This is a genomic window from Arthrobacter sp. StoSoilB13, from assembly GCF_019977255.1.
In the GTDB taxonomy this organism is placed as follows: Bacteria; Actinomycetota; Actinomycetes; order Actinomycetales; family Micrococcaceae; genus Arthrobacter.
In genome coordinates this window covers 831376-851567 of the sequence record NZ_AP024648.1, presented here as the reverse complement: position 1 = coordinate 851567, position 20192 = coordinate 831376, and the positions used below count along the sequence as shown (strand labels likewise).

General features: G+C 62.3%; 20 protein-coding genes and 1 pseudogene. 13 read left to right on the top strand and 8 right to left on the bottom strand.

All coding sequences use genetic code 11. The features are described from left to right. Positions 1 to 163 precede the first annotated feature (163 nt). From LDP01_RS16250 to LDP01_RS16240, 3 genes are read left to right on the top strand one after another with little or no spacing between them, the layout of a single operon-like run. Complete coding sequence (locus LDP01_RS16250) at positions 164 to 1111, top strand: N-acetylglucosamine kinase (RefSeq protein ID WP_224091481.1); 948 nt, start codon at positions 164 to 166, stop codon at positions 1109 to 1111. Continuing rightward, positions 1086 to 2045 (top strand): N-acetylmuramic acid 6-phosphate etherase, encoded by a 960-nt coding sequence (murQ, locus tag LDP01_RS16245; RefSeq protein WP_224091479.1) that lies wholly within the window; start codon positions 1086 to 1088, stop codon positions 2043 to 2045. Before LDP01_RS16250 ends, murQ begins: the two co-directional genes overlap by 26 nt. A gap of 50 nt (positions 2046 to 2095) precedes the next feature. Next, positions 2096 to 3448 carry an MFS transporter gene (locus tag LDP01_RS16240; protein WP_224091477.1) on the top strand — a complete coding sequence of 451 codons (1353 nt, stop codon included), beginning with the start codon at positions 2096 to 2098 and terminating at the stop codon, positions 3446 to 3448. 61 nt (positions 3449 to 3509) lie between these two features. Here LDP01_RS16240 and LDP01_RS16235 read toward each other — a convergent pair whose 3' ends face one another. After that, positions 3510 to 4145, bottom strand: a complete 636-nt coding sequence (locus tag LDP01_RS16235; RefSeq protein WP_224091472.1) for an endonuclease domain-containing protein — start codon at positions 4143 to 4145, stop codon at positions 3510 to 3512. A 420-nt stretch (positions 4146 to 4565) separates the two neighbouring features. Further along, positions 4566 to 5137: pseudogene (gene purN, locus LDP01_RS16230) on the bottom strand (phosphoribosylglycinamide formyltransferase). 11 nt (positions 5138 to 5148) lie between these two features. Between purN and LDP01_RS16225 the strand changes: the two are divergent. Beyond that, positions 5149 to 5598: a hypothetical protein gene (locus tag LDP01_RS16225; RefSeq protein ID WP_224091471.1), complete on the top strand. Its 450-nt coding sequence runs from the start codon at positions 5149 to 5151 to the stop codon at positions 5596 to 5598. Between the two features lie 68 nt (positions 5599 to 5666). Here the strand turns inward: LDP01_RS16225 and LDP01_RS16220 are convergent, their stop codons facing one another. Beyond that, complete coding sequence (locus LDP01_RS16220; RefSeq protein ID WP_224091470.1) at positions 5667 to 6998, bottom strand: cell division protein PerM; 1332 nt, start codon at positions 6996 to 6998, stop codon at positions 5667 to 5669. Positions 6999 to 7126: 128 nt separating this feature from the next. Here LDP01_RS16220 and LDP01_RS16215 point away from each other — a divergent pair, with 128 nt between their 5' ends. The 3 genes from LDP01_RS16215 (at position 7127) to LDP01_RS16205 (ending at position 9626) form a co-directional block, all read left to right on the top strand. Next, positions 7127 to 7597: a DUF4383 domain-containing protein gene (locus LDP01_RS16215; RefSeq protein ID WP_224091469.1), complete on the top strand. Its 471-nt coding sequence runs from the start codon at positions 7127 to 7129 to the stop codon at positions 7595 to 7597. Between the two features lie 312 nt (positions 7598 to 7909). Then, the gene (locus LDP01_RS16210) at positions 7910 to 9394 is read left to right on the top strand and encodes a flotillin family protein (RefSeq protein ID WP_224091468.1); all 1485 of its coding nucleotides are present in this window, start codon (positions 7910 to 7912) and stop codon (positions 9392 to 9394) included. Continuing rightward, a complete protein-coding gene (locus tag LDP01_RS16205; protein WP_224091466.1) occupies positions 9387 to 9626 on the top strand; it encodes an NfeD C-terminal domain-containing protein in 240 nt (79 codons plus the stop codon). The genes LDP01_RS16210 and LDP01_RS16205 overlap by 8 nt, the downstream gene beginning before the upstream one ends. 29 nt (positions 9627 to 9655) lie before the next feature. Here the strand turns inward: LDP01_RS16205 and LDP01_RS16200 are convergent, their stop codons facing one another. From LDP01_RS16200 to LDP01_RS16190, 3 genes are all read right to left on the bottom strand, one after another. Then, positions 9656 to 10033, bottom strand: coding sequence for a hypothetical protein (locus tag LDP01_RS16200; RefSeq protein ID WP_224091464.1), 378 nt, complete (start codon positions 10031 to 10033; stop codon positions 9656 to 9658). After that, a complete protein-coding gene (locus tag LDP01_RS16195; protein WP_224091463.1) occupies positions 10030 to 10473 on the bottom strand; it encodes a DnaJ domain-containing protein in 444 nt (147 codons plus the stop codon). Before LDP01_RS16195 ends, LDP01_RS16200 begins: the two co-directional genes overlap by 4 nt. 227 nt (positions 10474 to 10700) lie before the next feature. Then, a complete protein-coding gene (locus LDP01_RS16190) occupies positions 10701 to 11123 on the bottom strand; it encodes an Hsp20/alpha crystallin family protein (RefSeq protein WP_224091460.1) in 423 nt (140 codons plus the stop codon). Positions 11124 to 11266: 143 nt separating this feature from the next. Here LDP01_RS16190 and LDP01_RS16185 point away from each other — a divergent pair, with 143 nt between their 5' ends. Continuing rightward, positions 11267 to 11710 carry a MerR family transcriptional regulator gene (locus tag LDP01_RS16185; RefSeq protein ID WP_224091458.1) on the top strand — a complete coding sequence of 148 codons (444 nt, stop codon included), beginning with the start codon at positions 11267 to 11269 and terminating at the stop codon, positions 11708 to 11710. Between the two features lie 44 nt (positions 11711 to 11754). On the opposite strand, the gene LDP01_RS16180 is transcribed toward LDP01_RS16185, so the two are convergent. Next, positions 11755 to 13635, bottom strand: a complete 1881-nt coding sequence (locus LDP01_RS16180; protein ID WP_224091456.1) for an FG-GAP-like repeat-containing protein — start codon at positions 13633 to 13635, stop codon at positions 11755 to 11757. Positions 13636 to 13716: 81 nt separating this feature from the next. Beyond that, the gene (locus tag LDP01_RS16175) at positions 13717 to 15477 is read right to left on the bottom strand and encodes an FG-GAP-like repeat-containing protein (protein WP_224091454.1); all 1761 of its coding nucleotides are present in this window, start codon (positions 15475 to 15477) and stop codon (positions 13717 to 13719) included. Between the two features lie 282 nt (positions 15478 to 15759). Here LDP01_RS16175 and LDP01_RS16170 point away from each other — a divergent pair, with 282 nt between their 5' ends. The 5 genes from LDP01_RS16170 to LDP01_RS16150 all read left to right on the top strand — a co-directional run bounded on the left by LDP01_RS16170 (position 15760) and on the right by LDP01_RS16150 (position 20157). Continuing rightward, entirely contained in the window at positions 15760 to 16926 is a 1167-nt protein-coding gene (locus tag LDP01_RS16170; protein WP_224091452.1) for a glycosyltransferase family 4 protein, read from the top strand. After that, the gene (locus LDP01_RS16165; protein WP_224091450.1) at positions 16923 to 18272 is read left to right on the top strand and encodes a UDP-glucose dehydrogenase family protein; all 1350 of its coding nucleotides are present in this window, start codon (positions 16923 to 16925) and stop codon (positions 18270 to 18272) included. The genes LDP01_RS16170 and LDP01_RS16165 overlap by 4 nt, the downstream gene beginning before the upstream one ends. An 86-nt stretch (positions 18273 to 18358) precedes the next feature. Then, a complete protein-coding gene (locus LDP01_RS16160; protein ID WP_224091448.1) occupies positions 18359 to 19246 on the top strand; it encodes an SGNH/GDSL hydrolase family protein in 888 nt (295 codons plus the stop codon). A gap of 161 nt (positions 19247 to 19407) precedes the next feature. After that, complete coding sequence (locus tag LDP01_RS16155) at positions 19408 to 19869, top strand: Hsp20/alpha crystallin family protein (protein ID WP_224091446.1); 462 nt, start codon at positions 19408 to 19410, stop codon at positions 19867 to 19869. A 66-nt stretch (positions 19870 to 19935) separates the two neighbouring features. Then, positions 19936 to 20157 (top strand): hypothetical protein, encoded by a 222-nt coding sequence (locus LDP01_RS16150; RefSeq protein ID WP_224091444.1) that lies wholly within the window; start codon positions 19936 to 19938, stop codon positions 20155 to 20157. Positions 20158 to 20192 lie beyond the last annotated feature (35 nt).

Genomic DNA, 20192 nt, shown 5'->3' with positions numbered 1-20192 from the left:
TTAGTTCGCGTAGATGTCGCGGGTGGTGGGATACGGAGAGTTTATCGTGTTTCGTTGGCGCGCTCGTTTCGGGTCCTGGTTGGTCTTGCGTTGCGGGGCCCGGTCTGCGCCCCATGCCCCACGTTTGCCACGCACAACAGGCCCCACAACATAGGGTTGAGCCATGGAAGCCACCGATGTCGTTCTCGCCGCCGATGTAGGGAAGAGCCGTTGCCGCGTGGAGCTGCGCAGCGGCACCGAATTACTTGGCGCGGCGGACCAGCACGGGTTCCCCGGAGTCCACATGGACAACGGCCCCACGATCGCTTTCGACCTCCTGCTTGAGACGGTCTCGATGCTTCCGCCCGGCCTGCCTGTGAGCACGTTGACGGGAATCGGCGCGGCAGTGGCCGGCGTCGAGGCTTCTGCGGAGAAGTCCCGCGAGCTCGCAACTATGTTGTCCCAGCGCTTCGGCGTCCCGGCAGCTGTCCTTTCGGACGCCACCGCAGCCCAACTTGGAGCCCTCCAAGGCGCGCCGGGCACTACCCTGATCGTGGGTACGGGGGCGGTGGCCTTCCGTTTCGATGAAGCCGGCGTCCTTCATCGCGCCGACGGTTGGGGACCCTACCTGGGCGATCGTGGCAGCGGCCGTTGGATCGGCCAGCGGGGGCTCCAGGCCGTTTTGGAAGCGCACGACGGCGGCCCCTCCACATCGCTTTCGGCTGCGGCGGGGGCTCTGGTCGACTCCCCGGAAATGCTCCCGGGATGGCTCGCATCCGTCGAAAACCCGTACCGCGCCATGGCCCGGTTTGCGCCGCTGGTTCTGCACGCCGCGGAGGCGGGTGACGCCGTCGCGAATGTCATTGTGGACGAGGCCTGCCGCATCCTGACCAAGACCGTGCAGCTGGCCGCGGGCGGCGACTCCGGGAGCTCACGCCGTGTTGCGCTGCTGGGCGGAGTGGTCAGCTCCGGGTTCTTCGCGGAGCTCTTGCGGAAGTCCCTTGCTTCGGCTGGGATTGAGGTGGTGGCCCCGCTGGGCGATGGCTTGGACGGTGCTGCCCTCGCTGCGACGCGCCGCGGGCTCATCCAGGAAAGGTACATCCACCGTGACGGAACAAACTGGCCCGACTAGCCCCACTGACGCGGACAGGCTCGCCGGCCTGCGCATGGAACTCGCCGGGCTGGAGACCGAAGCCGCGGCCGAGAACCTGAGCGACCTGGACATCATGGGCACCGAGGAACTCGTCGCGGCCATGCTCGCCCACACTGCAGGAGTACACGCCGCGGTTGAGGCGGCGAGCCCTGCGATTGTTCAAACGGTCGACGCCGTTGCGGAGCGACTCCAGCGTGGGGGTCGCCTTCTGTATGTCGGGGCTGGAACGGCCGGGCGCCTGGGTGTGCTCGACGCGAGCGAGTGCCCGCCGACGTTCGGCACCCCGCCGGGACTCGTCGTCGGACTTATTGCAGGTGGCGTCCAGGCGATCCAGAAACCCGTTGAGTACGCCGAAGATAACGCGACCGCAGGCGCGCGCGACCTGCACGATATCAACGTGACGGAAGCGGACGCCGTCGTGGGTATTACGGCGTCCGGCCGAACGCCGTACGTGATCGGCGCGCTGGAAGAGGCCCGGAAAAAGGGTGCGTTCACGGCGTCGCTGGCTTGCAACAAAGGTTCTGCCGTCAGTCATCTTGCGGATGTGGCAATTGAGGTTGTGGTGGGTCCGGAGTTCATTGCGGGCTCGACCCGACTGAACTCGGGCACGGCCCAGAAACTTGTCCTCAACATGATCAGCACGCTGGTGATGGTGAAGCTCGGCAAGACGTATGGGAACCTGATGGTTGACCTGCGGGCCACGAATGAGAAGCTTCTGGCCCGCTCGCAACGGACAGTGCAGCACGCGACCGGCGTCGACGCGCATGAAGCCGTGGCAGCACTGGACTCGGTCAACGGCTCGGTAAAAGCCGCCATCCTGGTGCTGCTCACCGGCATCGAACCAGCTCAGGCCAAGAGAGCTCTCGAAGAAGCCGGTGGTTACCTGCGAAGGGCGATTGAAAACCAGAAGTAACGCGAACACCGGTTTGGCCCGAGCGCATAAAGTTGCATGCAGGAGGGCAGATGAATACATACACAGCCGTGCCCAGCGGCGAACAAGTTGTGCAGGAACTGCCGTGGCGGTGGAAGGTCCAAGGCAGGATCTTCGTGATCGGTGGGCTCGGATTCATGTTCGACGCCTGGGATGTGACGCTCAACGGCATCCTCATTCCCCTTCTGTCCAAGCATTGGTCCCTGCAGCCCGCTGACGCTGCGTGGATCGGTACGGCCAACCTGATCGGCATGGCTCTGGGCGCGTTTGCGTGGGGAACCATCGCCGACACCATCGGGCGCAAGAAGGCATTCACGGCCACCCTCCTGATCTTCAGCATATTCACCGTGCTCGGCGCCTTCGCCCCGGACATCGTGTGGTTCTGCATCTTCCGATTCATGGCCGGGTTTGGGCTGGGCGGCTGCATCCCGGTGGACTATGCGCTGGTGGGTGAGTTCACGCCTCGCAAGCAGCGGGGCAAAGTCCTCACGGCGATGGATGGCTGGTGGCCCGTGGGCGCGGCTCTCTGTGGCTTCATCTCCGCAGGACTCGTTGCTGCCTTCGGCGACTGGCGGCTCACCATGCTGATTATGGTTCTGCCTGCGCTCCTCGTTTTCTGGGTGCGGCGCAGTGTTCCCGAGTCCCCGCTGTTCCTGATTCGGGCCGGCCGTCGGGCTGAGGCCGCGGCGGTGATTGATGGTTTGGTGGAAGCAACGGGCGCCTCACCCCGGGCATACAGCCTGCCGGAACCCCAAGCCGCCCCCAGGCTCTCCCCCGGCAGCGCGTGGGAACAGCTGCGCAAAATCTGGACGTTCAACTGGAAAATCACCACTGCAGCCTGGGCCCTGTTCTTCAGCATCCTGTTGGTCTATTACCTGTCTCTGACGTGGATGCCACGGATCCTCATTGGTGCCGGCTTCGAGGAGTACAAAGCCTTCGTCACCACAGCCGGGATGGCCGCCGTCGGGCTTTTAGGCGTGGTGGTCGCGGCACTGCTGGTGGAGCGGGTGGGCCGCAAGTGGATCCTCGCCATCACCGGTCCGCTTTCCGCGCTGACGTTGGTGATCGTCGCGTTTGTGGTGGACGTGCCGCAAGCCGCCGTGTTCTGGCTGTTGGTGTTTGGCTTCGTGGTCCAGGTGGCAATCCCGGTCCTCTACGCCTACGTGTCCGAGCTGTACCCGACGGAACTCCGGGGCTCAGGCTTCGGCTGGGCTTCGACGTTCTCCCGCATCGGCGCAGGCTTCGGGCCTTTGGTGTTCGCTTCGTTCTTCTGGCCCGAGTTCGGCCTGGCGCAGTCGTTTGCGATGGCCGGTGGGCTTGTGCTGCTCTCTGTGTTGTGGATGGCGTTCTTCGCTCCCGAGACGAAGCAGCGCGTGTTGGGTTAGCTTCCCCAACTAGGTCGCACTTAAGCGCGTTTAGAGACCGCTAAACGCGCACAACTGCGACTTACTTGGGTGACCAACCGCGTTGCTCGAGCGCCCGCCTCACCTTGGCCACCGCGGACCTCGCGCCGGTGGTCATGTGACGCTTGGAGATCCGGACCAGGAACCACCCTGCCCGGCTGAACTCCTCCTCGCGGGCAATATCCCGCACGATCTGCTCGGCCTCCGAATGGCCCTCCCCGTCGTATTCGACCGCCACCCGCCACTCGCGATAAGTTACATCCGATTGACGCACGACGCCGGGACCCAACTCCGTGGGCACGTTGACTTCCGCAGTCGGTAGCCCCGCCCGGTCCAGTGCCAGCCGAAGCCGCGTTTCGGGGGCCGAGTCGGCGCCGACGCACGCCTGTTCCAAAGCAACACGGGCTTTGCGGATCCCCGGTGTTCCCCAGTGGCGATCCAACATTTCTTCCAGGTCATCCACCGTGCAGTAAGGCGCGCTGCGGCCCTCGAATTCCGGCCTCGGTATGCGCAGCAAGTGATCCGCCACCACAGTGATCTCGTCGATGTCCATTTTCCGCGCGCAGTCCAACCATGTTCGGGCTCTGCTCGTGATGTACAGGCCGTTAAGCGTGGTGATTTCGTCTTCAAAGAACTGGCCCCGGTGGCCAATGACGCCTCGGCGACGAGGAATCGCCATGGTGTGAGGGCGTGCGATGTGGATTCTTGGGTCATTGCTGCCTGGCAAGAACGCCGGAAACCCCCACAATAAAAAGGCAGTCGCGTGGGACGCGGCTGAGAACGGAGTAACAAGGGTCACCGGACGAACGGTTTCAGCAAGGGCGCACGGAGCATCCGACTGAGGTATCCGAATCGCCCGGCTCGGTGAGACCAGGCTTCGGTGACTCAGCCGCCGTCGGGATACTCCCGCTGCAACGGCTTCCTGCCAGGTGAAAGGCAACGAAGCGAGTGATTCAGGAAGGGGTTGCGGAGTCTTCATGCCCCATGCTGACAAACTTCCCTATGGGCGTGCGGCGTTATCCACAGGCAGAGGACGTCAACCGGAATCTAAGTAGCAGCACTGCGCGTTTTGAGGGCGCAAAACGCGCTTAAATGCGACCTAGTTGGGAGAAGCGGCGAGGTCGGCCAGCGTCTGGACCAGCAGGCGGCGCTCCACTACCTTGATGCGCTCGTGGAGGGTTTCCTCGGTGTCATTGGGCAGCACGGATACTGCTTCCTGGGCAATGATGGGTCCCGTGTCCACGCCGGCGTCGGCCCAGTGAACCGTGCAACCCGTGACCTTCACGCCATAAGCCATGGCGTCGCGGACACCGTGGGCACCGGGGAAGGACGGCAGCAGCGCCGGGTGTGTGTTGACGTACTTGCCGTTGAAGGGCCCTCGATGAAGTCGGCGCTCACGATCCGCATGAATCCTGAAGACACCACCACGTCCGGGTTATAGGAAAGGACCTTGTCGCGGAGGGCGGCGTCCCATTCGGCGCGGGTTTCGAACGAGTTGAAGTTCACCACGAAGGTCTCAATGCCGGCCTCGTCCGAGCGCTCCACACCGTAGGTATCGGGGCGGTCGGCACCCACAGCGGCGATCTCGACATCCAGTTCACCCGACTTCACGGCGTCGATGACAGCCTGAAGATTGGAACCAGTACCGGACACGAGGACAACAATGCGCATTGCACTAGCTTATGGGCGGCTCGCGTAGGCTGGAAAACATGAATCCCGACGTCGGTCGCAAGCCGAGCCAGCAACCCCGCACCGCCGCGGAAAAGTCCGCTTTCGGCGTGACACAGATCCTGTTCCGCGCTTTCCTTTTGTCGGCTTTGGGATCGTTCTTCGTGTTCTCCCTGAACGTGAACTACGTGTGGTTGAGCGCCATCCTGACGATCGCCGGTTTGGTGCTCGGGATTGTGGTCCTGGTCCGGTCGGTGAAGTACAAGCACCCTCGGCTGGTGTTGTTCGGCACCATCTCGGGACTCGTGGTCTCGGCGGTCATGTGCCTGTTGATTCTGACGTCTGTGCTCTTCTTCAAACAAGTCACCACTTATCAGGATTGCGCTCGCTCGGCGCTGACGGAATCCGCCAAGACACAGTGCCTCACGCAGCTTGAGGACTCGATGCCGGGCCCGGTCCGCTAAAGCGAGCCCAGCCAAGCGAGCCCAGCCCAACCAAAACCCGAGCCCAACCAAAAGCCCAGCCGGCAACCTCAGGCGTGTTCGTCGTCGAACGCTACTTCGTCCAGGTTCGCCTCGCGCAGCTTCTGGCGGCGTTCCAGCCACGGCCCCACTGCATAACCGATCACGACGCCGATGCCCACTTCGGCGGCCAGCCAGACTGCCGTCCACAGCGGGTGGGGTCCGATTTCCGTGAGCCGGCCGATTCCTGCTGATCCACGGGCGACCCATGCGAGCGCACCGCTCAGGACACCGGCGACAGCTCCAACGAACGCCCCCAGGAACAACGTGGACGCCGCGGCGGTGAACCAGCGGGCCTTGATCTTGATGGAGAGCCATTCGTCGAAGTGGTTTTCGCCTTCGCGGAGGAACCACCAACCCGCCATGATCCCTGCAACCACGGGGAGGGCGAGAGCCATGGCTCCGGCGTCGAGTTGTCCGGCGGGAAGCCCGCCGAAAACGGGGACGGCAGGCAGGGGTCCGACGGCGGTGCCGAGCGGCCCGGCGTGCGAGCCGACTCCGAGCGAGAAGCCAGCCCCGGAGGACCAGGCCAAAGCGAAGACTACGAGGTTGGGAAGGAAGCCGAGTTGCGCGATGGTGAGGACCGCGCCGCCCAGAGCGCCGGCTTGGAGGCCTTCGTAAACAGCGATGATGTCCGTCCAGTGCCACACGATGTCCACGGCCAACAGGACCGCGGCCAGGCACACAGCGGCCATGGTCGCGACGAATCCGGCCTTCAGCGCTGAGCCGACGTAGGAGCCCGCCCACCGTGAGTGTTGGCTGGTCTTCGCGATCCAGGCGACGGCGTCCACACCGATGAGCCTGCTCCAGGAGCCTGCCTCGCGCCGGGCGCCGACCACCAGGCCCAGTGCGAAGGAGATCAGTGGGATGGTCATGGCGAACCACAGATTGATAACCACCTCGGGGGTGCGGCACACGAATCCTGTCGCTGTCCCGAACGCGGCGTAAACAAGGCAGGCACCGAGGAACGCCTGCCACAGCTGGTCCGTGTAGGAAGCGCGGGCTAGTCGTCGTCCCGCCCGCCATGCAAGCAGGAACGGAATGAGCGTCAGGCCCAAGGGAATCAGCGAAAGAAGACCCGTTCCAGGCTGGCCGGCTGTGCCCACGTTGACCTGTGCCAAGGTCAGCGGAACACCATGGATCAGCAGCCAGGCCTGCCCGGCCAGGCGCGCCAGGAAGTCCACGTTCCGGTTCTGGAATCCGTCGGTGGCCCACACTCCCACCAACGGAAGCACAACAACGATGGCCGAAATGAAGGCTGCCTGTGCCGCTTCCAAACCGCCCTGTAGCCAAAGGGGCATCGGGAGGCCACGGTTTCCGGTCTGATCAGCGCGCAGTTTCATCGTGTCCTATCGTGCCACGGTAGGCAGCGCTCCCCCGGCAGGCGCCCTGTAATACCGCCAATTCCAGCGCTTTTTGCATGAACCGGCCGTAAAATGGGAGATGTTCGCAAAGGTGACTGGAGGACGACATGAGTACGTCTGCTTCACATGCACGCGGTGTCCATTTCGGACGGCAAGACATCCAGGTGGTAGGCCTGGGTGTGGGTGTCATCGTTGGGCTGGTGGGCATCCTGGGCTTCATTCCAGGCATCACCATGCGGTACCCGGAGCTGCAATTCTTCGGCCCGGACTCGCATGCGATGCTCTTTGGCGTATTCCAGATATCCGTGCTGCTCAACCTCGTACAGATGGCCATCGGTGCGACGGGCTGGGCCATGTCCCGCACAGCACACGGCGCGAGGAACTTCCTGATGGGCTTTGGCGCCCTGTACATCGTGCTGAGCATCTACGGGCTGAGCGTCGGAGTCGATTCCGCAGCCAACTTCCTGTCGCTGAACTCTGTGGACAACTGGTCTCATATGGTGCTGGGCATCCTGATGATCGCCGCCGGTTGGATGTTCGCCCAGTACTTCACAGACGATAAAAAGGCCCGGAAATAATAGAAGCCGGGAACTAGGAGCGGCCAATGAACAGGTGTCACAACTAATAAACAGAAAGTCGTACTAGCAGCTGGTGCAGCCACCTACGGATTCTCTCCAAAGGTTGCACCAGCCTTCTTTGTTAAGGCTCGACGGCGGGTTGCCGGGCTACGGGGCCAGGCTCCGGCGTGGCTGGGCGTCGTGGCACAAATGACGCACAAAAGTGCTGGACTTCCCTGCTGCAGCCCAACGAGACTGTGTACACGAACAGGCACATGGCCTATGGGGGTCAACGGATGAGGCCGGTTCACATCGTCTGAAGGGACAAGGTCAATGAACGACCTCTCGGCATTTTTCCCCTTGATCGCCGGCATTCTTGGCGTGGTTGTTGTCATCGGCTTCGTGTGGCTGGCAACGAAGGCGATGTGGAAGGTGGCGGAACCGAACGAGGCCCTGATCATCTCCGGGTTGACCCGTGGCACGCTCGAAAATACGGACGGCATGGATTTCAAGATCGTCACGGGCAAGGGCGCTTTGGTGGTTCCGGGGCTGCAGACAGTCCGAACCCTGGCTCTGACGCTGAATGAGACGGAACTCAAGGTCTCGTGTGTGACGTCCCAGGGCATCCAGGTGATTGTTGATGGCGTGGTGATCTACAAGATTGGGGACGCTCCCCCGTTCATCGCGAACGCCGCCCGACGGTTCCTGGGGCAGCAGCCGAAGATGGAGAGCCAGGTCTACAACGTGTTTGAAGGGCATCTCCGCTCGATCATCGGCAGCATGACTGTTGAGGAAATCATCCGCGAGCGCGACAAGCTCGCCTCACTCGTCCGCAGTGCCAGTGGCGTGGAGATGGAGAAGCTTGGCCTCGTGGTGGATTCGTTGCAGATCAAGGACCTGCAGGACCCTACGGGGTACATCCAGAACCTGGCCAAGCCGCACATTGCCCAGGTCAAGATGGAGGCCCGGATCGCTGAGGCCACCCGCAACCGTGAGGCGGCTGAGAAGGAAGCGGAAGCTGCTGCACTGATTGCTGATGCCCAAAGCCTGTCCGCCATCAAGCAATCCGCTGCGCAGGCGAATGCTGAACAGGCCCGAGCCAACGCTGCCCAGGCCGGACCGTTGGCCGATGCTACTGCCCGGCAGCAGGTGGTGGTCCAGGAGACAGAGGTGGCAAAGCTCGAGGCCGACCGCGAAGAGCAGAAGTTGCAGACAACCATCCGCAAGCCCGCCGATGCCAAGGCCTACGCGCAGAGGACCGAGGCTGAAGCGAAGAAGGCCGCTGATATCAGTGCTGCCGAGGCCCTCGCGAAGCGCATCGAACTCGACGCGCAAGCCAACGCCCGGCGCGTTGAACTCGAGGCCCAAGCAAATGCTGGAGCTGCAGCGGCAATGGCAGGTGCAACCCGCGTGACAGGTGAAGCCGAAGCCGCTGCGACGACGGCCCGAGGAAATGCAGCAGCATCCGCAGTTAAGGCCAAGGCGTTGGCTGAGGCAGAAGGCATCAAGGCCCGCGGTGAAGCGTTGGAGACAAACCAGGAAGCCGTCATCAACCAGCAAATCGCCGAGAACATGCCCGCCATCGTTTCGGCTGCGGCAGAGCCCTTCTCGCGCATCGGTCAGCTGACGGTGCTCAACGGCGGCGACGGGCTGAACAGCATGGTGGGTGGAATCCTGTCCCAGGTTGGGAGCTTCCTCCCGTCCCTGGCTTCGGCCTTGAAGGGGAACGGAGCCAACCGACCGACTGCGGCGCCCACCCGGCCCACGGCCGTGAAGTCCCCGCCGGCGAAGGCGTCAGATGCGGCGTCAGATGCATAGAGAGGTCAATCGGAGCCTCACCGGCAAGATTGGAAGGGTGACCGGGACCATCGCCCCGGGCACTATCGGCGAAGTCATGCTCCCCTTCCATGGCGGTACCAGCGCATTTTTTGCCTACCCATTCGACAAGACCAGCGTCTTTCCTGTGGGCGAAAAGGTGCTGGTGATCTATTTCGAGCCGCCCCAGACCGTCTACGTCGACGAGCTTCCGGATGTACTTCGGGAACCCTGACGTGGGGACTGGGCCGACAACGCAAAACACTAGGGCTGCGGTCCGTAGATGAATTCCTTGGCGTGATGGACTGCCTTCTTGAAGGCGTCGTTACGCAACGAGACCTGCTCTTTGCTCCCACCCTTGCCGGGTTCGATGAACGTAGTTGGCCCTGGGCGGAGGATCCAAATATCCCCGGCCGGCGGAAGGTAGAAGACGCCGAAGGACCGATGTTCGGGATCGTCCGTCCAAATGGGAACCACGGCCACAGCCGCACCAGTATCAACATTGATCCATTGAGCGCGCGGCATGGGCTGCTCGTGGACTTCCGGGTCCAGGAACGGCGCCGTGCCCTTTCCCCAACGATTCTCGAATCGCTCGTAGAACGCGGGCATCAGATGGCTGTCGTACGAGCGCCAGGCACTCATAAGTATCTCCTTCGGACTTTGGGCGACGGGTATCCGGGGGTCGTCCCGGGCAGTGGTTCCCAGTGGACCGGGCCGAACACGAGAGGCTGCTGATCCTTTTGACCGGCAGCGGGAGTAGCCGGCGTCTTGTGGACGCGGACCTTTACCGGCTTCCCGGTGGAACCGCTGGACCCTGATGAGCCGGCCGACGAGCTACCCGTTCTCCGGCTGTGGTCGTAGGCACTCCGTTTCGCCGGATCCGAGAGCACAACATACGCCTGCATGATGGCGTGCAGTTTCTGGAGGTCGGCCGCCTTGGTGGTGTCGCCGTCGTCGGCCTTTTTGCGGGTATCTGGGTGGTGGGTGCGGAGCAGCGAGCGGTAGGCGTGGGTGATTTCACGGGCTGTCGCGCTGGGAGCCACGTTCAGGATCGCGTAGTAGTCGGGTTGGTTGGTGCTCACTGCTGGTTCCGGATAAGTGCTGCGGATTTGGCGATGGCCCCCGGCATGGGCCGGGGGCCATCAATCGGGAGACAACGTCGGGGACCGCGTTTCATCTGCACGACAAGTGCTGTGGCGTGGCGCGAAGCCTGCGCCCATCTGTTCCGATGCGGTCGGTCTGAAGCTCCCGGCCCTGACGCCCCGCTGGTCAGCCACCCCCGGGTGGAGCTCCAGCGGGGCAGCCTTGGTTAGGCGTTGATCTCCTGCCGTTGGCTGTTGGAAGAAATCTCGATACGCCGTGGCTTTGCCTTCTCGGCGACGGGGATGCGGAGTGTCAGCACACCTGCGTCGTAGCTGGCCTGGATGCCTTCGGTGTCCAGGGTGTCACCCAGAATGAGCTGCCGGCTGAAGACGCCTTGCGGGCGTTCGGCGGCAATCATCTCGGTGTTCTCGCCCGCAGGCGACTTACGTTCTGCCTTAACCGTCAGGACGTTGCTTTCGACGTCCAGTTCCACCGAATCAGGCGTGACGCCCGGCAGATCGAAGGCAACAATGAATTGCCCGTCCTCCTGCCAAGCATCCATCGGCATGCCGGCAGGCCTTGCTGTTGTGCCAAAAACCTGTTGGGCGAGCCTGTCGAATTCGCGGAACGGGTCTGTGCGCATCAGCATTTGGTTCTCACTCCTTCAGATCTTGATGCGGTTTTGTTGTTCTGCCAGCCTTCCAGATCTGTGTTGGCTGGTATAGATTTTTTATAGCACCGGTGAGAGAGTGGTGCAAGAGGTTTTTTCAAAGATTTTTTTGAGAGGTTTGCATGGCTGGCAATGGTGACACCGAGCGTCTGGATCACGACGGCGGTACGCCCGCGGAGGCGGACGGCGCTGGCGCACGTGACGCTGCGGACCGGGACGGTCGTGGTGTCTACGCCATTTCCGTTGCGGCCGAACTGGTAGGCACCGGGCAACAGAACATCCGGCAGTACGAGCGCAAAGGGCTTCTCACTCCTGAAAGGACCGACGGCGGCACTCGCCGCTACAGCGAACAGGACCTTGAGACCCTCCGGAGGATTGGCGTGCTCCTGGACGAGGGCCTGAACCTGGCCGGGGTGAAGCGCGTGCTGGAGCTGGAGGCCGCAAACCGGGGACTAACGGAGGACAACCGGGGCCTGGCCGACGACAATCGCGAGCTCCGGGCGGACAACCGCGGGCTACGGAAGGATCTGAAGCGGGCGCGGGGTGGGCAGGTGGACGGGCTCTGAGTTCCTTCGACTGCACAATGAAAATCGCCCCCTTGAGCCAAAGCTCAGAGAATTGCCGTCATTCCGTTCCAGCCCTGACCAACGTTGCTGGAGAGTGGCCAGGCCGGACCACCGCTGCCGGCAAACAACCAGAGTGACCCGCCGGAATCCCTGGCAAGAATGTCGGTCTTGCCGTCGCCGTTGAAATCACCAGGTCCGGCCAAGGCATTCATGACGTTCCACCCCTGACCGATTTGGCGCTGGGTCAACCATCCTCCGTAGCCATTTCCCGGGTAGAGCCAGAGGACACCGGCACTATCGCGCGAAGCAACGTCAGCAGTGCCGTCGCCGTTGAAGTCGCCGACCCCCATGATCACCGACATGCCCGACCAGCCGACGCCGACCTGCACACGTGCCATCCACCCGCCGGATCCATTACCCGGATACAGCCACAGGACTCCGGCATTGTCCCGGGCAAGGACATCGACCTTTCCATCACCATTGAAGTCGCCCGGGGATGCGAGCGCCGTCATTCCTGACCATCCCGAGCCAACCTGAACCCGCGGCATCCAGTCGCCGAAGCCGTTACTCGGATACAGCCACAGAGCACCGGCGCCATCGCGGGCGAGCACGTCCGAAAGTCCGTCACCGTTGAAGTCACCGGGAGCGATCAGCGCCGTCATGATATTCCAGCCCGAGCCCACCTGAACCCTCGGCAGCCAACCGCCGGCGCCGTCTCCGGGGTAGAGCCAGAGCGCGCCCGCGGCATCCCTGGCCAGAACGTCGGTCTTCCGGTCGCCATTGAAATCGTTCTTGACCGGGGTTGGCACCGATGCGTCAATGACGGTCACGGTGTTGCTGCCTTTGTTGACTATGTAGGCTTTTCGGCCATCCAGGTCGAAGGCGGCCGCCACAGGGTTACTGCCGGTCCGGACGGTGGAGGTGGCGTTGAAGTAATCGATGATGGTGGCTCCCCCAGCCAGGTTGGGGACATACACCTTTCCTTGGTATTTGTCCCCGGCCATAATGCCCGATGCACCGCTCGTGCCAACCTCCGCAATCTTCCTTTGGGTTTGGGCATCGAAGACGATGACCGAGCCACCTTGGGTTCCGTCGGACGCGGCAACTTGGACGCGGTAATTTCCGTCCGTGAAGACGTCCCCGAGCTTCTTGAACGTCTCGAAGACAGTAGTGGTGGCGTTGGTCATCCCATCGATAACCACTACGGTCGAGCCGTTCTTACCCACGGTGGTGGCATAGGTGTCCGTCCGGGACCAGTTCGCGGCCACTCCCAGTACTGGAGCACCAAGGTCAACTTTTGTCTCGGCGCTCGTGTCTCCGTCAATCACCGTGACCGAGTTGCCGTTAGCAACGTAGACCTTGTTGTTGCTCGTACTGACGGCCATATCTCTGGGAGGCGCCAGCAGCGTGACGGTTTTAGTGGGACGGCCGACGTCTAGGACAGTGACACCAGTCTTGAAAGCAGCATAGACTTTGCCGTTTGCGGTGTTAGCCAGGATCTGACCAGGGTTCACTCCCGTCGGGTATGTTTGCACAACCTGGCCGGTTTGACCGCTGACTAGCGCAATGAACCCCGGCTTTCCTTCACCGACAGAAACGCTCACATATGCCCAGCCCTGGTGAACGGTCACGTCTTGAGGCACTCCTCCGACATCCAGTGTTGAGACCTTCCGTGTAACGGAATCGATGATCGACAGACCTGAGTCTGTAGCAACATAGACCTTGTCGGTCTGATATCCGCCAACGGCCAATGCATGCGGACTGGTGCCGACGAGGATGTCAGCAGCAAAAACATCAGCCCTCGCCGGAGACCCGACCAACAACGAAACGGCCAGCGCCCCAACAACGGCGAGCGCCGCCGTCGTACGCTTTCGACCCAACTTCTTCAATCCGGACACAGCTGTACCTGACGCGACAGGACTCATGGGACCCCCAGAAAATGAGACGCGACTGCCGCGTCGATGAGCGGAGTCTACATCTCTGTCAGGAAATTCACAGAATCGCTGTCATCCCGTTCCACCCAGTCCCAACACGGGAAGCCGAAGGCCACCAGGATCCGCCTTGCCCCGAGTACAGCCAAAGTTCCCCGGCGCCGTTTCGGGCCAGGATATCCGCGCGCCCCGTCGCCGTCGAAGTCTCCGGGTCCAACCAGGGAGTTCATGACGTTCCACCCTTGACCGATTGTCTGTCGAGACTGCCAGCTGCCGTAACCGTTCGGAGGGTAGAGCCACAGTGCACCGGCGCCGTCGCGGGCAGCGATATCGGACAGGGCCGTCCCCGTTGAAGTCGCCGACGCCAGTGATCTCGGACATGTCCGACCACCCTGAACCGACCCACATCCTGGGCAACCAGCCGCCGCTCCCATCTCCCCGATAAACCCAAAGGGCACCACCACGGTCGCGCGCTGCAACGTCTACAAACCCCTCGCCGTGGAAGTCAATCCCTTCGATCGCGCTCATGCCTTCCCAGCCACTGCCCACCTGTACCCGCGGTTTCCAGCCTGCTGAACCGTTGCCCGGATACAGCCAGAGGAGGCCCCCTCCATCACGGGCAAGCACATCAGCGTGGCCATCGCCGTTGAAGTCGCCCGGAGCAACCAGTGCCGTCATGACGTTCCACCCCTGCCCGACCTGGAGGCGAGGCAGCCAGCCACCCGCGCCGTTACCGGGGTAGAGCCACAGCACGCCGGAAGCTTCCCGAGCCAAAATGTCAGCAAAGCCATCGCCGTTGAAGTCATTCTTAACAGGCGCCGGCACCGTCCCATCGATCACCGACACGGAGTCGCTGCCATTGTTAGCCACGTACGCCTTTCCCGTGGACGGGTTCACAGCCGCCGAAACCGGGTTCTGCCCCGTGAAGACCGCCGAGACGCTGTTGTCAGCGCCATCGATGATGGTGGTTCCCCGGCCGGACATCGGGACGTAGATCTTGTTGCTCGTTTGGTTCACCACTATGTCGCTGACAAGCGATGGGGTGATGATCTGCTCAATCTCAGTCAGGGTGCCCCCGTCAATGACTTTGACGTAGCCGTCCGTGGAGTTGCTGTCTGCAGCCACGTAGATCCTGTTGGTGGCCGGGTTGACGGCTAACATCCCCACTTTGCTGGAGGATTCGATCTTTCCCGTGGTTTTGTCGGTTGCGCCGTCAATCACGCCAACTCCGGCACCGTACCTTCCCAGCGTGGTGTAGTAGATCTTGTTGGTTGCCTGATTTACGGCGAGGGCGCGAATGCCTCCAGCGCCGATGATGACGTCGCCGGTAACGCTGCCAGCAGCGTTGATGACTCTGATAGTTCCGCTGGAGTTTACGTAGACCTTGTTCGTGACGGGGTTGACCACGATGTCCTGTGCACCTCCCGAGAGAGGAACAGTGGAAATTGCGTTCGTAACTCCGTCGATGATGGCAACGCCGGAAGCGATACCTACGTAGATCTTGTTGCTCGTTTCGTTGACAGCCACCACGCCAGCCCCGGAGCCCACGGGCAAAGACGTTACGGCGCGCGTCACGCCGTCAACCACTGCAACGGACCCACCAATCTCGCTGACGTAGATCTTGTTGGTCGCAGTGTTCACAGCAACGTCCACGGGCATGTCTCCCGAATACAAGACGTCTCCGCCAGAAGCTCCATTGATGACGAACACGCCCTCAAACATGGCAACATAGGCCTGGTTCGTCAGAGGGTTCACGGCAATTTTCCCAGGCTGGTCCCCCACAGAAACAACATTGGTCACAGCATCTGCCACAGCGGGCGAGACGGTCGTTGTCAAAGGACCAAGCGTTCCCAGCAACAAAGCCAGGCCCAATCCGACGGCGACTGTCCGCGCCGCCGCCCGGCGCCGTCGTCGTACGCTTACTCCCCCAAGCGCGCGCGAATCATCAATAACAGCACCCATTTTGAACCCCCAAAGTCGAGACGCGGCAGAGCGTCATTGAACGGGAGTCTACCGGGCTGCTCCGACAAACAGGACACCCTCCTGTTAACCAACTCTTCCTCCACAGGCCACCCGTTCGAACCCGCAAAGCCAACCGCCCCGACCACCGTTGAAGGCGTGAGGATCGCAATCGTCGCCGAATCATTCCTGCCACTGATGAATGGGGTAACCCATTCCATCCTGCGGGTGCTGGAGCATCTGCAGGAGCGCGGGGACGAGGTGATGGTGATCGCGCCGTCGACGTCGGACACTGATGTTTCGAGCGTCGTCAAAGGTGCGTATGTGCACAGGCTTCCGTCCGTGCCGCTGGCCGGTTACACGAATGTGCGGGTGGCGTTGGGTGGTGTGAATCGGGTCAAGCGAATCCTTGCCGATTTCGCCCCCGACGTCGTTCATCTCGCCTCGCCTTTCGTGCTGGGCTGGCGGGCTGTGCAGGCTGCCGATCAACTCGGCATCCCGACGGTCGCGATCTACCAGACCGAGGTTCCCAGCTACGCCGCCCGCTACGGCGTGCCGTTCCTTGAGAACTGGGCGTGGAACCGCGTGGACAACATCCACCTCCTGGCCACCCGGACCCTTGTGCCGTCCACGTTCGCGCTGAACCAGTTGCGCGGACGCGGCATCCTGCGAGTGGATATGTGGCGCCGCGGAGTGGATACCGCGCGCTTCAACCCGGCGAAACGTTCGACGGCATGGCGCAGCTCGGTAGCGCCGCAGGGTCAGCGGATCATCGGCTACGTCGGCCGCCTCGCTGTAGAGAAGCAGGTGGAAGACCTCGCCGTGCTGGCGGACCTGCCGGATACGAAGCTGGTGATCGTTGGTGATGGCCCGCAACGGGAGGCACTCCAAGCGGCCCTGCCGAGCGCCCACTTTGCTGGTTTCCTCGGTGGGGATTCGTTGGCCCAGGCTGTGGCGGGCTTCGATCTCTTCGTCCATCCCGGCGAGTTCGAGACCTTCTGCCAGACCATTCAGGAAGCCATGGCTTCGGGCGTTCCTGTGGTCGCGACCGGCCGCGGCGGCCCCTTGGACCTCGTGGAAAACTCGCGCACGGGTTGGCTGTACGAGCCGGGGAACCTCGCTCAACTACGCGGCTACGTTCAGGACCTGATGGGCGACGACGCCAAGCGCCGCGCGTTCGCTGCGGCTGCAACCGCTTCGGTCCAGGGCCGGACGTGGCCCGTGCTCAGCGCCGACCTGGTGCGGCATTACAACGAAGTTGTCGCCGGCATTCCCAGCGAAGCCGGCCCCACCGAATTGACCTCAAGCAAAGGACCCTCGGCATGAAAATATCCGTGATCGGCTGCGGCTACCTCGGCGCAGTCCACGCCGCAACACTCGCGTCCATGGGCCACACCGTGGTGGGCATCGACGTCGATTCCCACAAGGTTGAGCAGCTCAACAAGGCGCTGGCTCCCTTCCACGAGCCCGGCCTGGACGAACTTCTCAGCGATGGACGCACCACGGGCCGTCTGAAGTTCACCACTGACTTCTCAGCCGCAGCCGACGCCAAAGTTCATTTCCTCTGCGTGGGCACGCCGCAGTCCAAGACCTCCGACACGGCCGATCTCTCCTACCTGATGAGCGCCACGAAGAGCCTCCTGCCCCACTTGGCCAAGAGTGCCGCCGTCGTGGGCAAATCAACGGTGCCGGTAGGCACTGTGGAGACGCTGCGCGCGGTCCTGGCCCGACGCTCGGACGTCCTGCTCGGCTGGAACCCGGAGTTCCTGCGTCAAGGCACAGCCGTCAAGGATTCTTTGGTTCCTGATCGCCTGGTTTACGGCGTTCCCGGTGGCAAGGGCGCCGCCGCCGGGGCTCCGGTGACCGCCGTTCTGGACGCGGTGTACGAGCCCCTGATCAGCGCGGGTATCCCTCGATTGGTCTGCAACTTTGCGACGGCGGAGCTGATCAAATCGGCGTCGAACGCGTTCCTGGCCACGAAGGTCAGCTTCATCAACGCGATGGCAGAACTGTGCGATGCCTCGGGTGCTGACGTCAGCGAGCTCAGCGAAGCGATGGGTTTGGACCCGCGTATCGGCAACCGGTACCTGCACGCCGGGCTCGGATTCGGCGGCGGGTGCCTGCCCAAGGACATCCGTTCGTTCCGCGCCCAGTCGCGCGAGCTTTCCGTACCGTCCGTGGACCGATGGATGGCCCTGGTGGACACCATCAACCTGGACCAGCGTAGCCGCGCCGTGGATGTGGCAAGGGAAATGTGCCGCGGTTTCCTGTCCGGCAGAACGGTGACGATCCTCGGCGCAGCTTTCAAACCGGACACCGACGACATCCGCGACTCCCCCGCCCTGGACGTCGCGCAGCAGCTCGCATCCGCCGGCGCACACGTAACCGTCACCGATCCCAAAGCCATCAACAACGCGTGGATCCGCTACCCGCAGATCCGTTTCGAGGCCTCAACCAAGCGTGCCCTTGAGGGCGCCGAGCTGGTGCTTCTGCTCACCGAATGGGACGAATACGTGTCCCTCTCGCCGTCGTTTGCGGGCTCGCTGGTACGACGCCGGATGGTGCTGGACGCCCGGAACGTACTGGACGCCGAAGCTTGGCGAAGTGCGGGGTGGACCGTCCGCGGGTTGGGAACTGGCGCGTCGGTGGTGGCGGAGGAAATGTTCCTCTAGCCGGCCCGAACTCCCGGGAACATCACGACAAGTGCTGCCGTTATCCACATTGTAAGAAACCTTTTTCCTTACAAGGAGGTAGGGCAATGAGGTGGCGTGGCCGGGTAACCCCCGAAGGCCTTGTTGATCTCAAAGCGGGTGCTGGGCAGAGTATCAAAGAGCCCTCGCACCCATGGAGCAGGTATGTGGCGCTTGGTGATTCCTTTACCGAAGGGATTGGGGATCCGGAACCAGGAAGCGTCGGAGGGCTGCGCGGCTGGGCTGACCGTGTTGCCGAAGAGTTGGCAGCCGACCATCCGGATTTTGCCTATGCCAATCTGGCCGTGCGGGGTTTGCTGCTGCAGCAGATCCTCGACCAGCAGGTCGGACGGGCGCTAACTCTGAAGCCGGATCTGATCACCTTGTCTGCAGGCGGGAACGACATGGTTTTCCACGGCAGTGATCCGGACAAGCTGGCCGGCAAACTTGAGACCGGCGTGAGCCTCTTGGCTGAGACAGGCGCGACGATTGTTTTGTTCACGGGACCAGACTGGGGGTCCACCCCTGTGCTGGGGCGCAACCGGGGCAAAGTGGCCATCTTTAACGAGAACGTACACGCTATTGCTGCCCGCCACGGCACACTCATCACAGATCTTTGGGCGCTGAGGCAACTCCGGGATCCGAGGATGTGGGACCCTGACCGGCTGCATCTCTCCCCACTGGGTCATCACACCGTGGCCATCGCCGTGCTGGAGACGCTCAACGTGCCGCATACCCTGAAGCCACTGGAGCCCAAAGAGCTGCCCGAACGCAGCTGGCGTCAAGCCAGGGCCGGTGACCTCGCATGGGCAAAGGCGTACTTCGTTCCCTGGGTGTTCAAGCAGCTTCGTCCGCACGGTCCTGGAGAGGAACGCCGGGCGAAACGACCGTCTGCAGGCCCTGTGTTCGAAAGCGAGAACGCGTCGGGAGTGTCCGCGGCCATGGTGAAGGGATAGCCTTTTTTGCAGCCTCCTCGGAGGCCTGATCCTGCAAGATTCATGAGCCAAGGAGCGTCTTAACAACGTTGCGTGTTCGGCGTATTTTATTTGTGTAGATCCGATTAAGGCCCCGCCCGGGGTCGGTCCGCGGGGCCTGGTAACCAACAGGAGGCACCACGATGAGCAATCTACTTCGTTGGTCGGCCAGCGACATTGCCGATCCTGTCCGTCGGTTCCTTGAAGGAGAGACCGGCTCCTGGCTCCGGGTGGAGGAATACCGGGACGGCGGATCGATGGTGGTCAAAGCCGAAGTTCCAGGCATCAATCCTGAAAAGGACGTCGATATCACTCTGTCCGGTGACGAACTGCAGATCAATGTGCGCCATGAGGAAAAGTCCGAGCACAAGGATAAGAGGGGGTACCGCTCAGAATTCCGCTACGGCACTTTTTCCCGAACAGTGAAACTTCCGATGGCGGTTTCCGAACAAGACGTCAATGCCTCCTATACAGACGGCGTCCTCGAAGTGCGGATTCCGATGCCGGAGCAATCGGAGAAACAGTCACGGAAGATACCCATCACGCGGGGCGCTTCTTCGGGCGCCGGCACCAATACCAGCTCGGCTCCCACCGAAACCCGTTAGTCCGTAGCCTTAGTGCGTACACCGGGCAAGATCCTCTATTGGTAATTCAATCTTTGGGAGCTCACGGTGGACACCGGAGTGGTGACGGCTTATATCGCCGGTTATCTCATAACGGCAATCACGGTGTTCATTTTTTGCCTGCCAGCCATAGTGCTGTTTGTGATTCTGTTGCTGGCAGCCGGGGTTCTTCGGGTGTTGGTTTGGCCACTGGAACTGCTGATCCGGAAACTGCGCCGGCACCCGAAGGAAACCCAAACTGACCCATCGTGGTTGTTGGGCTCAGGTTAGGAGCCGTACAGGTCTATTAGCGAGTCCGTTAGCGA

Excerpts from the sequence above, each read along its gene's own strand:
- LDP01_RS16250 (WP_224091481.1), top strand. The coding sequence starts at position 164 with ATGGAAGCCACCGATGTCGTTCTCGCCGCCGATGTAGGGAAGAGCCGT.
- LDP01_RS16240 (WP_224091477.1), top strand. The coding sequence starts at position 2,096 with ATGAATACATACACAGCCGTGCCCAGCGGCGAACAAGTTGTGCAGGAA.
- LDP01_RS16235 (WP_224091472.1), bottom strand. The coding sequence starts at position 4,145 with ATGGCGATTCCTCGTCGCCGAGGCGTCATTGGCCACCGGGGCCAGTTC.
- LDP01_RS16225 (WP_224091471.1), top strand. The coding sequence starts at position 5,149 with ATGGGCGGCTCGCGTAGGCTGGAAAACATGAATCCCGACGTCGGTCGC.
- LDP01_RS16220 (WP_224091470.1), bottom strand. The coding sequence starts at position 6,998 with ATGAAACTGCGCGCTGATCAGACCGGAAACCGTGGCCTCCCGATGCCC.
- LDP01_RS16215 (WP_224091469.1), top strand. The coding sequence starts at position 7,127 with ATGAGTACGTCTGCTTCACATGCACGCGGTGTCCATTTCGGACGGCAA.
- LDP01_RS16210 (WP_224091468.1), top strand. The coding sequence starts at position 7,910 with ATGAACGACCTCTCGGCATTTTTCCCCTTGATCGCCGGCATTCTTGGC.
- LDP01_RS16205 (WP_224091466.1), top strand. The coding sequence starts at position 9,387 with ATGCATAGAGAGGTCAATCGGAGCCTCACCGGCAAGATTGGAAGGGTG.
- LDP01_RS16200 (WP_224091464.1), bottom strand. The coding sequence starts at position 10,033 with ATGAGTGCCTGGCGCTCGTACGACAGCCATCTGATGCCCGCGTTCTAC.
- LDP01_RS16190 (WP_224091460.1), bottom strand. The coding sequence starts at position 11,123 with ATGCTGATGCGCACAGACCCGTTCCGCGAATTCGACAGGCTCGCCCAA.
- LDP01_RS16185 (WP_224091458.1), top strand. The coding sequence starts at position 11,267 with ATGGCTGGCAATGGTGACACCGAGCGTCTGGATCACGACGGCGGTACG.
- LDP01_RS16180 (WP_224091456.1), bottom strand. The coding sequence starts at position 13,635 with ATGAGTCCTGTCGCGTCAGGTACAGCTGTGTCCGGATTGAAGAAGTTG.
- LDP01_RS16165 (WP_224091450.1), top strand. The coding sequence starts at position 16,923 with ATGAAAATATCCGTGATCGGCTGCGGCTACCTCGGCGCAGTCCACGCC.
- LDP01_RS16160 (WP_224091448.1), top strand. The coding sequence starts at position 18,359 with ATGAGGTGGCGTGGCCGGGTAACCCCCGAAGGCCTTGTTGATCTCAAA.
- LDP01_RS16155 (WP_224091446.1), top strand. The coding sequence starts at position 19,408 with ATGAGCAATCTACTTCGTTGGTCGGCCAGCGACATTGCCGATCCTGTC.